Origin of the sequence: Streptobacillus canis, from assembly GCF_009733925.1 — a bacterium.
Classification (GTDB): domain Bacteria; phylum Fusobacteriota; class Fusobacteriia; order Fusobacteriales; family Leptotrichiaceae; genus Streptobacillus; species Streptobacillus canis.
Genome location: NZ_WOEI01000035.1, coordinates 1 through 13477, shown reverse-complemented (window position 1 = coordinate 13477; position 13477 = coordinate 1). Strand labels below are relative to the sequence as shown.

15 protein-coding genes, 1 tRNA gene and 1 pseudogene are annotated in these 13477 nt (G+C 28.0%); 16 read left to right on the top strand and 1 reads right to left on the bottom strand.

Annotated elements, in window-relative coordinates; translation table 11 throughout:
* Positions 1 to 222: 222 nt before the first annotated feature.
* The 4 genes from GM111_RS07600 to GM111_RS07585 all read left to right on the top strand — a co-directional run bounded on the left by GM111_RS07600 (position 223) and on the right by GM111_RS07585 (position 1848).
* Positions 223 to 297 (top strand) — tRNA-Cys (locus GM111_RS07600).
* A 33-nt stretch (positions 298 to 330) separates the two neighbouring features.
* A complete protein-coding gene (locus GM111_RS07595; protein ID WP_156300504.1) occupies positions 331 to 855 on the top strand; it encodes an LOG family protein in 525 nt (174 codons plus the stop codon).
* Positions 852 to 1211, top strand: coding sequence for an Imm51 family immunity protein (locus tag GM111_RS07590; RefSeq protein WP_156300503.1), 360 nt, complete (start codon positions 852 to 854; stop codon positions 1209 to 1211). Before GM111_RS07595 ends, GM111_RS07590 begins: the two co-directional genes overlap by 4 nt.
* A gap of 28 nt (positions 1212 to 1239) precedes the next feature.
* Positions 1240 to 1848, top strand: a complete 609-nt coding sequence (locus tag GM111_RS07585) for a YczE/YyaS/YitT family protein (RefSeq protein WP_156300502.1) — start codon at positions 1240 to 1242, stop codon at positions 1846 to 1848.
* 252 nt (positions 1849 to 2100) lie between these two features.
* Here GM111_RS07585 and GM111_RS07580 read toward each other — a convergent pair whose 3' ends face one another.
* Complete coding sequence (locus GM111_RS07580; RefSeq protein WP_156300501.1) at positions 2101 to 2643, bottom strand: hypothetical protein; 543 nt, start codon at positions 2641 to 2643, stop codon at positions 2101 to 2103.
* A gap of 149 nt (positions 2644 to 2792) precedes the next feature.
* Between GM111_RS07580 and GM111_RS07575 the strand changes: the two genes are divergently transcribed.
* The 12 genes and pseudogenes from GM111_RS07575 to GM111_RS07520 form a co-directional block, all read left to right on the top strand.
* Positions 2793 to 3506, top strand: coding sequence for a DeoR/GlpR family DNA-binding transcription regulator (locus GM111_RS07575; RefSeq protein ID WP_197034533.1), 714 nt, complete (start codon positions 2793 to 2795; stop codon positions 3504 to 3506).
* A complete protein-coding gene (gene pfkB / locus GM111_RS07570) occupies positions 3503 to 4411 on the top strand; it encodes a 1-phosphofructokinase (RefSeq protein ID WP_156300499.1) in 909 nt (302 codons plus the stop codon). Before GM111_RS07575 ends, pfkB begins: the two co-directional genes overlap by 4 nt.
* A complete protein-coding gene (locus GM111_RS07565; protein WP_156300498.1) occupies positions 4408 to 6237 on the top strand; it encodes a PTS fructose transporter subunit IIABC in 1830 nt (609 codons plus the stop codon). The genes pfkB and GM111_RS07565 overlap by 4 nt, the downstream gene beginning before the upstream one ends.
* Before the next feature lie 122 nt (positions 6238 to 6359).
* Positions 6360 to 6845 (top strand): hypothetical protein, encoded by a 486-nt coding sequence (locus tag GM111_RS07560; RefSeq protein WP_156300497.1) that lies wholly within the window; start codon positions 6360 to 6362, stop codon positions 6843 to 6845.
* Positions 6845 to 7039 (top strand): helix-turn-helix transcriptional regulator, encoded by a 195-nt coding sequence (locus tag GM111_RS07555; RefSeq protein ID WP_156300496.1) that lies wholly within the window; start codon positions 6845 to 6847, stop codon positions 7037 to 7039. The genes GM111_RS07560 and GM111_RS07555 overlap by 1 nt, the downstream gene beginning before the upstream one ends.
* A gap of 155 nt (positions 7040 to 7194) precedes the next feature.
* Positions 7195 to 8226 (top strand): LacI family DNA-binding transcriptional regulator, encoded by a 1032-nt coding sequence (locus tag GM111_RS07550; RefSeq protein WP_156300495.1) that lies wholly within the window; start codon positions 7195 to 7197, stop codon positions 8224 to 8226.
* A complete protein-coding gene (locus GM111_RS07545; protein WP_156300494.1) occupies positions 8223 to 9164 on the top strand; it encodes a sugar kinase in 942 nt (313 codons plus the stop codon). Before GM111_RS07550 ends, GM111_RS07545 begins: the two co-directional genes overlap by 4 nt.
* Positions 9165 to 9173: 9 nt before the next feature.
* Positions 9174 to 9824 carry a bifunctional 2-keto-4-hydroxyglutarate aldolase/2-keto-3-deoxy-6-phosphogluconate aldolase gene (locus tag GM111_RS07540; RefSeq protein ID WP_156300493.1) on the top strand — a complete coding sequence of 217 codons (651 nt, stop codon included), beginning with the start codon at positions 9174 to 9176 and terminating at the stop codon, positions 9822 to 9824.
* Positions 9825 to 9873: 49 nt separating this feature from the next.
* Entirely contained in the window at positions 9874 to 11733 is a 1860-nt protein-coding gene (locus tag GM111_RS07535; protein ID WP_156300492.1) for a polysaccharide lyase family 8 super-sandwich domain-containing protein, read from the top strand.
* Positions 11726 to 12496: a 2-dehydro-3-deoxy-D-gluconate 5-dehydrogenase KduD gene (gene kduD / locus GM111_RS07530; RefSeq protein ID WP_156300491.1), complete on the top strand. Its 771-nt coding sequence runs from the start codon at positions 11726 to 11728 to the stop codon at positions 12494 to 12496. The genes GM111_RS07535 and kduD overlap by 8 nt, the downstream gene beginning before the upstream one ends.
* Positions 12497 to 12511: 15 nt before the next feature.
* Complete coding sequence (gene kduI / locus GM111_RS07525; RefSeq protein ID WP_156300490.1) at positions 12512 to 13348, top strand: 5-dehydro-4-deoxy-D-glucuronate isomerase; 837 nt, start codon at positions 12512 to 12514, stop codon at positions 13346 to 13348.
* A 12-nt stretch (positions 13349 to 13360) separates the two neighbouring features.
* A pseudogene (locus GM111_RS07520) lies at positions 13361 to 13477 on the top strand (sugar ABC transporter ATP-binding protein); the annotation flags it as partial.

Sequence of the window (13477 nt, the reverse complement as noted above, 5' to 3'; positions counted from 1 at the left end):
TGGATCATTTAACAAAAAAAGATGTTAAACACATTGAAACATTCATGAATAATTATCCAAGAAAAATTTTCAATGCTTTAACATCTAATCAAGTTTATGAGTGTCTATTAAATCTAGTTTAATTAAATTTTTGGACACTTATTATTTTAATTTAGGAAATGTTTGAAATAGCATTAAACTCCTTGACAACTTACCTTAAATTATGGTATATTTATTGAGTGTGGCGATATGGTCGAGGGGCTTAGGCAGAGGTCTGCAAAACCTTTTACATCAGTTCGAGTCTGATTATCGCCTCCATTTTTTTTATATAAATATTTCTTAGGAGGTATTATGAAAATTTCAGTTTATTGTGGAGCTAATGTTGGTAATAATATTAGGTTTTCAGAAGAAGCTAATAACTTAGGTAAACTTGTTGCAAAAACTAAAAATACTTTAGTTTACGGAGCAGGTAAAGTTGGACTTATGGGTATAGTTGCAGATGCTTCTTTATCATTAGAAGGATATGTAATAGGAGTAATGCCACAATTTTTAGTAGATAGAGAAATAGCTCATACTAATCTATCAGAATTAATAATTGTAAATACAATGGCTGAAAGAAAAAATATTATGCTTGAAAGTAATATGTATATAGCACTTCCAGGTGGACCAGGAACTTTAGAAGAAATAAGTGAAGCTATCTCAAATATAAGGCTTGGACTTAGAAAAGCAAGATGTGTTCTTCTAAATATTGATGGATACTATAACGAATTTGTAATGTATCTTGATAAAATGGTAGAAAATGGATTTTTAACACAAAAAGATAGAAATATTGTTGAAGTATATAATAGTGTGGAAGAATTGGAGGCAAACTTATGAATGAGTATATAGAATTAGTGAATAATGAAGATTTTATAGATATTTGCCTATATCTTACAGAAGATATACCTTATGAAATAGGTGAAAAAATGGAAGCTATAGATAAAAGAGCTTACATGAATGGTAAAAACTGGGCTGCATTCTTTGATTATTACGTAAGAACATATAGACCAGAGTTATTACTTGATCTTCAACATGATTATGATGATGGTATTTATGTAGGTTTTTATATCACTATACCAGAAAATGAACCAAGAGCAAAAAAATATATGGAAATGATAAAATCATTATTTGAAAATGAAGAAAAAATTTATGATATTATTAGAAATAAAGTAGATGAAATAGGATGGGAATAACCATTCTATTTTAATATTAGGAGGTATGATGAATTATAAAAAGGTAGGACTTTCACTATTTTTCTATGCATTAGCTGGCTTTGGGTTAGCCTTAACTATTAAAGCATTTATAGGAGTAAGTGCATTTAGTGCTTTAAATGTTAGTGTGGCAGATGTTTTAGATGCAAAAGTAGGAATGGTTACAACATTTTTCAATTTAGTCTTTATGAGTTTATGTTTAATATTTGATAAAGAAAAGAAAATTACGGATTATGTATTAATGTTTTTAGCGATAATAATGTTTGGTTCAGTAATAGACTTTTTCCTATACATAGTACTTGCAAATTTTGAAGTATCAAATTATGTATTAAGAATGTTATTGTTTATTTTAGGTAATGCTTTAGGGGCCTTTGGAGTAGGAAGAGTTATGCACTACAATACTCTTAAATTCCCTATAGAATTCTTATGTATATTACTTGAAAATAAATTTGGATTTAAATTTGTATTTACTAGATATACTATAGAAACTATGTGTGTAATAATTTCACTATCTTTAAGTTTTATATACAAAATACCAATATATGTTAGAGAAGGAACTATAATCTCATTATTAATGTTTTCAATTATAGTTGCATATTCAAAAAAAATAGGGGAGTAAGTTATCTTACTTCCCTCATTGCATAATAATTAGCTTCATTATCTGAAAAATTAAATGTCTTCATAAATCCAAAATCATACTTCTTACCCATTCTTTATTATGGAGAACTATTTTAACTTCATTTTCAAGACTTTGTGAAATTACATAAGATAAATTTTTACAATTATAATACAAACCCAACCTTTTCAGTTCAAAACTTCATGTTTTCAGTAGTATCATTAACATAAATCATAATTTGCCCTAAACTTTTTATCATTTCTTTAAATCCTTCTGTGGATGAGCATTTACTACATATCTATTAGTTTCAAGTGCTACCTTCCCTTTATATGTAATAGAATATCCACGTATTTCAAATTCTTTTCCTAATTCTTCTTCAGTAAACGTATTGTATGCAAGGTCAACTAGTTCATCTTTTTTAAGTGATGAAATGTTCTTAACATTATGTTTTTTGAAGATTTCTTTTAATTGTGTAGCTGTAATATGTCTTAATGTATCAAATGCTGTATCGATAATAACATACTCATTTTCAATCAGTTTTTTTAGATTTGCTGGTGCATCAATACCATAATCATATTCAAAATATTTTGGAAACGGAGTTTCAGTTGTAAATGTTCTGAAATTAACACGCCAAAGGAGTATAATGTCTCCTGGGACTAAATCTTCAGTAACGGGTATCATATTTTTATATGGAACAGTTTTCTTCAGATTATTACTGTCAGAAATATATGGTCTTGTTGGATACTTTTTGTAAATTTCTCTAATCTTTTTTTCTCTTTCGCTTATAATTTTTGGCATATATATCCCTCCTCCTATACCATAGTATAGCCCATAAACTATAGAAAGTAAATATCTTTATAATTTTTTCAAAAAAAAATCATTTTTTTCATTTTTTATCATTGACAAAATCAAAAATGAGGGTATAATAGTATTAGGAGGGCATGATTATGACCAAGAATTTACAAAAAGAAAGATTTGATATAATCTTGAAGATGGTAAAGGAAAATGATTATGTTAAATATTCTGATTTAGAAGATAGATTAAATATATCTATAGCAACAATAAGAAGAGATGTATTAAAACTTGAAAGCCAAGGAAGGATAAATAGAATATCTGGAGGTATAGAGTTAAGAAATGATAATTTAGATGTAGATTATCATATTAGAAGTAGTAAACATTCTGATAAGAAAAGAACTATAGCTAAGAAAGCAGCTAAGTATCTTAAACCAAATAATTTAATATATTTAGATGCAGGAACTACAGTTTTTGAAATAATACCATATTTAAAAGGTTTAAATGTAACTGTAGTAACAAATGGTGTAGAACATATTAATGAATTAATTAAAAATGAAATTTCATTTATGTTACTTGGAGGAGAAGTTAAACCTACTACTAAAGCTATCATAGGTGTTAGTGCAATGAAGCAACTTAAAAACTATTCATTTGATCTTGCGTTTATAGGGGCAAATGCTGTAGATGAAGAATTTGGATATTCAACTCCAGATATTGAAGAAGCAGTAATAAAGGAAGAGGCTATCAATCATTCAAGAAAAGCTATAGTCCTTGCTGATTCAACAAAACTAAATAATATTTCAAGAGTTAAATTTGCAGATATAGATAAGGCAATATTAATTACTGAAAAGAAAGAGGATAAAAAATGATATATACATTAACTCTTAATCCAGCACTTGATTATGATATATATTTAAATAAAACTGAAATAGGAGAATTGAATTTATCAAAAGCAGTTAATTTCAGAGCAGGAGGAAAAGGTATAAATGTTTCAATTATGCTTAAAAATCTTGGTATGGAATCAGTAGCTTTAGGATATGTTTCAGGATTTACAGGAGAATATATCAAAAAGAGTTTAGAAGATATGGAGATTAAAAGTAACTTCATAAATACTGAAGGGATTACTAGAATAAATGTTAAGATAAATGATAATGATGGAGAAACGGAAATTGCAGGTATTTCACCTAAGATTTCAGAAGAAAAAATAGAGGAGTTATTATCTTTTGTTAAGACTTTAAAAGTAGATGATATATTAGTACTTGCAGGATCTATTCCTGGTGGAGTAGCAAATGATATATATAGAAAATTATCTCAGGCAACTGAAGCTAAAATAATACTTGATACTAGGGGAGATAAATTAAATGATAATGTATACAATAACATTTTAATTAAACCTAATATTAAAGAGTTAGAGGATGTGTTTGACACAACTCTTGATAGTGATAGATTAGTGTATGAATATGCACAAAAATTCATAGATAAAGGTATAGAAAATGTATTAGTATCTATGGGAAGTAAAGGTGCAATATTAGTTAAAAAAGGTAAATACTTTAAAGGTAATATACCTAGTGGAAATTACATTAACTCTATAGGAGCAGGAGATTCTATGGTTGCAGGATTTACTTATGCTTATGTAAATAAATATAGTGATGTAGAGACATTAAGACTTGCTATAGCATGTGGTTCTTCAACAGCTTACTCATATGGTATAGGTAATAAAGAATTAATAGATGAATTAATTAAAGATATTAAAATAGAGGAGATAAACGCATGAAATTAAGAAACTTATTAAGAGAGAATCAAGTTGTATTCAACTTAAAAGCTGATAACAAACATGATGCAATTATTGAAATGTCTAAAGCTTTTAAACCGGATGTAATTAATGATCAAGAAAAATTTATTGAAGATTTATTCGCAAGAGAAGAACTTTCACATACTGCACTTGAAGAAGGAGTAGCAACTCCACATGCTAAATCTCGTGCTGTAAGTAAACCTGCATTAGTTGTAGCAACTAAAAAAGAAGGTATAGACTTTAGTGAAGGTGAAGAGATTAAATCAAGATTATTCTTTATGATAGCAGTTCCTGAAAATGAAGGAAGCTTACATATAGATATATTAACAAAACTTGCTGATGTTATGTTAGATTCAGAAAAGATAGATGCATTAGTAAATGCAACAAGTTATGAAGAGGTATTAGATATTATAGAGGCCAAAGAAGAAGTTATGGAAAAAGTAGAAAATAAAAAGGAAGAATATGTAGTTGCTGTAACAGCTTGCCCTACAGGTATAGCTCATACATTTATGGCAAGAGATGCTTTAGTTAAAGCAGCTAAAGAATTAGGAGTAAATATTAAAGTTGAAACTAATGGTACAGATGGTAGAAAAAATGAAATTACTAAAGAAGATTTAGAAAAAGCAAGTGGAGTAATACTTGCAGTTAACAAAAGTGTTAATGAAGAAAGATTTAATGGATATAAGGTTATAAAAGTTGGAGCTAAAGATGGGATTAATAAGGCTAAAGAATTAATCTTAGATACAATTGCAGGAAAAGGAACTGTAGCAAACTTTGAACAAACAGGTAATGCTACTTCTAATATGAGCGATAAAAAAGGAATGTATAATCACTTAATGTCAGGTGTTTCATACATGTTACCACTAGTAATAAGTGGAGGAATATTAATAGCACTTGCTTTCCTATTTGATAGTTTAGCAGGAAATTCTAATACTGGTGGAGGATTTGGATCAACTTCAAAACTTGCAGCAACATTTATGCAAATAGGTGGAGCAGCATTTGGATTATTTGTTCCAATACTTGCAGGATATGTAGCATATAGTATAGGTGAAAAATCAGCACTTGCTGCTGGGCTTGTTGCTGGGGCACTTGCTTCAAGTGGAGGTTCAGGATTCTTAGGAGCTCTTGCTGGAGGATTATTTGCTGGATATATTACTAAATATTATTCAAAAATGACATCTAATATTAAGAAACAATTACAAGGAATTAATTTAATTCTATTTATACCTGTAATCACAGTATTATTAACAGGACTAGTAATGGCATTTGTATTAAACCCAGTTGTTGGAGTTGTTAATACAGGAATTACTAACTTCTTAGAAAGCATGAGTGCAAGTTCTAGAATACTTTTAGGAGCACTATTAGGTGGTATGATGGCAGTAGATATGGGAGGACCAGTAAATAAAGCGGCATATGTATTTGGTACTGGAACACTAGCTGCAACAGTTTCAACTGGAGGAATGGTTCCACCTCTTGCAATAGCACTTGCAACTACAATATTTAAATCAAAATATGATAAAGATGAAAGAGAAGCAGGTCTTTCAAACTACATCATGGGTATATCTTTCATAACAGAAGGAGCTATACCATTTGCTGCAGCAAATCCATTAAGAGTTTTACCTGGAGCAATAGTTGGATCAGCACTTGCAGGAGCATTAACTATGTTATTTGATATTAAAATACCAGCACCACATGGTGGAATATTAGTTATGTTCTTAAGTTCAAACTTCTTCTTATACCTATTGGCTATATTAATAGGTTCAGTAGTTGGAGCTGTAATCTTAGGAATTTTAAAAGAGAAAAAATAGTATATACATAAAGGCCTGAAAAGGCCTTTTTGTAATATATAAATATTTTTATGTAAAATATACTTGACAATTTAAAAAATATATTGTATATTATTATCAAGATAAATAAGGAGATGATAATTATGATTAGAGACTTAAGTTTTGTAACAGGTGCTATAGTTGGGATGGTAGTAGTATTAATATTAGGAATTAGAAAAAGAAAAAGAATAGCTTGTCAATATGATGAAAGACAAAAACAAAATCTTAATTTAGGATACAGATATGGATTTAATGGTATGGTAATTTTTATGGCTGTATTTTCACTAGTTTGTCAATTATACGCAGTGAAATATGATGTAGAATTAGTATCTTTAGCTAAATTTGTATTTATTTCTATACTTGTAGGTATAGCAATAGTTTCAGTATTTACAATATTTACTGATTCATATCTACAATCTAAAACTAATATGAAAAAGTTCTATTTTACAAATATTTCTATAGGATTAATGAACTTAATTCTAGCAATTACTTTAAAATCATTTATTAATTTTATTGCAGCACTTCTGATGTTTATAATAGCAGGAGGGGTATATATTAGAAATAGATTTCATAAAGAGGATGAAGAATAATGAAAAATTTAAAATTAAAAGCTGCTAGAGCACTTAAAGATTTGTCACAACAACAACTAGCAGATCTAGTAAATGTATCAAGACAAACAATAAATGCTATCGAAAAGGGAGACTATAACCCTACAATAAATTTATGTATAGCAATTTGTAAAGTATTAGATAAAAGTTTAGATGAACTTTTTTGGGAAGATTAAAATGGAACGAATGTTCCATTTTTTCTTACTTTAAATAAAAAGTAAACGAAATTATCAAATTTTTTTATTTTCCCTCTTGACTTTAAGGAAAATAGAGATATAATATATTGAAAAACTAGAAAACGGTTTCTAAAAAATGAGAAAGTGAGAACTGGATGAAAACAACAATAATTGATGTTGCTAAACGTGCTGGTGTATCTAAAACGACAGTTTCAAGATATTTAAATGGTAAATATGAATTTATGTCATTAAAAACAAGAGAAAAAATATCTGAAAGTATTAAAGAATTAGAATATGTACCAAATGGTATGGCAAGAAGTTTGAAGAATAAGCAAAGTAAAATAATAGGTTGTACTATAGCGGATATTGAAAATCAATTCTCAAGTAATATTTTTAAAGGAATATCAGAAGTGTGTCAAAAAAATGGATACAGGGTATTAGTTACTGAAATTAGCAATAATGAAGAAGATGAAATAAAAGCGATAGAATCTTTAATTTCATATAATATAGATGGTTTGATTATAAATACTTCAGGAAGTAATGATGAATATTTAATTAATTTAGTAAGTGAGAAAAAATTACCTTTAGTACTTGCTGATAGAAGTATATATAAAGCAAATACAATAGATACTGTTACAATTAATAATTATAGCATTACATATGCTGCTATGGAACATTTATTTGAACAAGAGTTTGACACAGTAGCATTCTTTAGTTATGAATTAAGTAATAATATAAGAAATTTAAGACATAAAGCTTATTTAGAAGCGATGAAAAATATATTTTCTATAGATGATAAAGAAAAGTATACATTTATTTATGAAGAAAAAAATGGAGATGAATTGAAATGTAAATTAAAAAAATATCTAGAAAATAATGGTAGTAGAAAAGCTATATTTTGTATGAATGGTAAAGTCTTATTAGAAGTCTTACAAAATATTAAAAGGCTTGGTTATGATATAGAAAAAGATGATATAGGGATATGTAGTTTTGATGATTGGGGTTGGGCAGAACTCGTTGATAAAGATGGAGTTACAACAATAAGTCAAAAATCTTATGAGTGTGGAGTAAGATGTGCAGAACTTATACTTGAAAGAATAAAAAATGAAGATAAACCTATAGAATATATTGAATTACCAGCTAAATTAATAGTTAGAGGATCTACAAAGAATAGGAGAAGAAAATGAAAAATATCTTATTAGTCGGAGAGGCAATGATGCTCCTAATGGCAGAAGATTGTGGACCTTTATCAAATGTTGATAATTTTAAGACTGCAATTGCAGGAGCTGAATTAAATGTTTGTGTAGGTCTTTCAAGATTAGGATTTAATTGTGAATATTTAACAAAATTAGGTAAAGATCCTTTTGGAGAAAAAATATACGATTTTTTAGAAAAAGAAAAAATAGGTACTAAATACTTAGAATTTGATGAAAAAGGTAGAACAGGGATGCAGTTTAAATCTAAAGTTTTTGAAGGAGATCCATTAGTCCATAACTTTAGAAAAGGTTCAGCAGCAAGTAAAATATCTAAAGAAGATATAGATAAAATATCTTTTGATGAATTTGACTTAGTTCATATAACAGGTATTCCTTTGGGTATATCAGAAACATTTAAAGAAGCTTTATATCATCTAATAAATAAAGCAAAACAAAAAGGTAAATATATAACTTTTGATCCTAATTTAAGACCACAAATGTGGGAAGATACACAAAAAATGAAAGATACTGTAAATGATATATGTAAGAAAGTTGATTTAATATTACCTGGTATTGGCGAATGCAAGATACTTTTAGGGCTTAATGATATAAATGAAATAGCTAAAAAATACTTTGAGATGGGAGTAAAAAAGGTAATAATAAAAGAAGGAGAAAAAGGTTCTCATTACTTTGAAGAAGATAAACATTTTTTTGTTCCAAGTTTTAAAGTGAAAGAAGTAATTGATACAGTAGGTGCTGGAGATGGATTTGCAGTAGGAATTATTTCAAGCATATTAGATGGATTATCAGAAGAAAAAATGCTTGAGAGAGCAAATGCAATTGGAGCAATACAAGTAAGTCATAGAAGTGATAATGAAGGGTTACCAAATAGAGAAGAGTTATCTAACTTTATTAATAAAAATAGGTAGAGGTATATTATGAAAGAAAATGTATTAAAGAGTTTAAAAAAAGAGAAATTAGTTGCTGTTATAAGAGGAAGAAACGATGAAGATGCTTATCAAATAGCAAAGAAAGTTATAGAAGGTGGAATAAAAATAATAGAATTAACATTCTCGACACCTTATGTAGAAAATACTATTGAAAGATTATCTAAAGAATATAAGGATAGTGATGTAATAGTAGGAGCAGGAACAGTTTTAGATGATATTACTGCAAGAATAGCAATAATGAAAGGTGCAAAATTTATAGTTTCCCCACATTTAGATACAGATATATCTAAAGTATGTAATAGGTATCAAGTATCTTATTTACCGGGTTGTGCAACTATTACAGAAATTGTAAAAGCACTTGAAAGTGGTGTAGAATTAGTGAAATTATTCCCTGGAGATCTTTTAGGACCTAATTTCATAAAAAATGTAAAAGGCCCTATACCATATGCTGAAATGATGCCATCTGGAGGAGTAAGCATAGATAATATGGATAAATGGTTAAAAGCTGGAGCTTTTGCTTTAGGGATAGGAAGTGCTCTAACTAAGGAAATATCAATAAAAGGATATGATAGTGTTAGAGAAGAAACAGAAAAATTTTATAAAAAATATCAGGAGATTATTGACATATTAAAGAATTAGGGTATAATTTATTGTCTAGATTATAAAACGGTTTCTAAAAAGGAAAACTATGAATAAGATAATTTTAAAAAGAAGAGAATATTTAATAGGTGATTTCCAAAAAATACCTATAGAAAAACAAAAACAAATTGAAAAAAAACAAATAGAAAATATAGAAAAATTGAAATTTCTAAATGATTTGACTATTGCTGAAGTTAAGATAAAATATAATAATATTTTGGAACTATGTAAGGCATATAATCAAGAAGGTAATGTGAGATTTAAAGATAAAAAAATTAAAAAAATAGTACTTGAAAGTTTAAAATTTTTAAGAGTTACTTATTATAATTTATTTGCAGTTGAAAAAATGAATTGGTGGCAGTGGGAAATAGGGATACCATTATTGCTAAATGATATCTTTATATTAATGGATGAAGAAGAATTTCAAAATGAAAAAAAAGAAAATTTAATTGTTAGTAGATATTTTCAAAAAGATCCTAGGTATTCAGGTAATAATCCAGTAGCAATACATCCTACAAATAATCCTTTTAGAAAATCAACTGGAGGTAATAGAGTAGATACAGTTAAAATTTCGTTATTTAGATCTTTACTTTTAAATGATGAAGAAGAATTTATACTTTCTCTCAAATCGCTTCCTGAAGTTTGGGAATACAATGAGGATTTACATACACTAGAAAACGATACACAAAGAGATGGTTTTTATAAAGATGGAACATTTATACAACATGGTAGTATTGGATATAATGGTACATATGGAAATGTATTACTTCAAGGAATAGGTGAAATAATGTATGTAATTGGTGATAGTAAATATATAGAATTTCTTGGAGAAAAAGAAAAATTGAAAGAAATTATTAAAAACTGCTATGAACCTTTCATGTATAATGGAGCTTTTCCTGATATGTTAAATGGAAGAGCAATTACAAGAGAAAATTCATTTGATAAAACTATAGGACACATGTTGCTTAATTCTATAATGTTAATTGCATTTGGTTTAAATGATGAGGAATTAAAATCATTTGTCGCAAGTGAAATATTAAGATATGTTGATTATTCCTATTTTGAAAATGAATTATCACCCTTTATGTTCTCGCTTGCCAATAATATTATAGAAAATAAAGGGAAAATTAAATATAAAGAAACTGTGAAAATTTGCAATACTATGAACAGAATATTCATTAAAAATGAAGAAAGAGCAATTGCAATTGCAGGACATAGTAAATATATATCTAATTATGAAAGCTTTAATGGTGAAAATTTAAGAGGTTGGTATACTGGTGATGGAATGATATATATATATACAAAAGATGTTACATTTAAAGAATACTGGCATAATGTAGATTCTAGATATCTTCCAGGGACTACAGAAGTATATGAATATCTTGAAGGCGTTAATACCTCTCAACATTTAGGGGAAAATATGAGTAAAGCAGAGAGGGTTAGAGCTATAGAAAATGAAGGTAAAATAATATATTTTATGGAATTTATAAATCATAATGAAAGCTTGAAAGTGTATAAAACATATATTTATACTAAAGATAGTTTGATTTGTTTAAATACTAATATAAGTAGTGATAAAAAAGTATATACAACTTTAGAAAATAGGTTATATAAAAAGATGCCGTTAATAAGTAAAGAAGAAAATAAAATAAAAGTAAATAACATAGTATTTAAGTCAATATCAAATCATAAACTTAATATAGAAGTAGAAGAAAAAGAAGTAGGATATTTTGTAAGAATATGGATAGATCACCTACATAATGAAAATGTTTATTATATTATAGACTTTGAAGAAAAGAATAAAGAAATATCTATAAGAGAAGAGAATAAAAATTTGGAAATTAAATATGATAATAATATATTTAAAATTAATAATGATGAAGAGAAAGAGGTGTTGACACTTGAATAAATTTTTATCTGAAATGTTTTCGCTTGAAGGGAAAACAGCAATAGTAACAGGAGGAAATACAGGACTTGGACTTGCGTATTCAAAAGCTTTAATGGAAGCGGGTGCTGATTTAGTTATTTCAACTTTTGATAATAATGTAGCAGAAGTTACAGAATATGCGAATAAAGTTGGTAAAAAAATAATATTTGTAAAAGGAGATTTAACTAAAAAAGAAGTTAGAGAGGAAATAGTTGAAAAATCTCTTAAAGAATTTGGGAAAATTGATATTTTAGTTAATAATGCAGGAACAATTAGACGTGCTCCACTTCTTGAATATAGTGAAGAGGATTGGAATGCAGTAATGGATATAAATTTAAATGCTTTATATTTCTTATCTCAAAGAGTAGCTAAAGTAATGGTAGAGCAAGGACATGGAAAAATTGTTAATATAGCTTCTATGTTATCATTCCAAGGAGGAAAATTTGTTCCACCATATACAGCAAGTAAACATGGAGTGATGGGACTTACAAGAGCATTTGCAAATGAATTGGCAGATAAAAATATTCAAATTAATGCAATTGCACCAGGATATATTAAAACAGCAAATACTAAGCCAATTAGAGATGACGTTAAGAGAAATCAAGAAATATTAAATAGAATACCTGCTGGAAGATGGGGAGAAACAGAAGATCTTATGGGAGCAGTAGTATTTTTATCAAGTAAAGCATCAGACTATATAAATGGACATGTTTTAGCAGTAGATGGAGCATGGTTAGCAAGATAAATTAGGAGGAAAAAAATGAAATTAGATGTTAGATATTCAGTACATCCAAGAGATATGAAAAAATATGATACAACAGAATTAAGAGAAAACTTTTTAATAGAAGAAGTATTTGTAGAGGATATAGTAAATTTAGTTTACTCACATGATGATAGAATGATTACTGGAGGAGTTAAACCAGTAAATAGAGAAGTAGTTTTAGGTGAAGTAAAAGCATTGGGAACAGATTTCTTTTTACAAAGAAGAGAAATTGGTTTAATCAATGTTGGTGGAAAAGGAACTGTAGTTATAGATGGTACAGTTTATGAAATGAACAAGAAAGACGGGCTATATATAGGAATGGGGAATAAAGAAATTGTGTTTACCTCTGATGATAAAGAAACTCCTGCTAAATATTACATAGTTTCTGCCCCAGCCCACAAAGAATATCCAATAGTTAAAATAGATATCGATAAAGCGAATCCAATTAAATTAGGAGCATTAGAAACTTCAAATGAAAGAACTATATATAAATATGTAGATCCATCAGTTTGTCAATCTTGTCAATTATTAATGGGAATGACTATATTAGAAACAGGAAGTATCTGGAATACTATGCCAGCTCATACACATGATAGAAGAATGGAAACATATTTCTACTTTGATATGGAAGAAAATACAAGAGTATTCCATTTATTAGGTGAACCTAGTGAAACAAGACATTTAGTAATGAAAAATGAACAAGCAACAATATCACCTTCATGGTCAATACATGCTGGAGCTGGAACAGGAAGTTACACATTTATATGGTCAATGGCAGGAGAAAATCAAAACTATGCTGATATGGATGTAGTTCCTATGAGCGACTTAAAATAGGAGAGAAAAATAATGGCAGAAGTAATATTAAAGAATGTAGAAAAACAATATCCGAATGGATTTAAAGCAGTACATGGAATAAACCTAGAAATAAAAGATGGAGAATTCATGGTATTTGTAGGACCATCA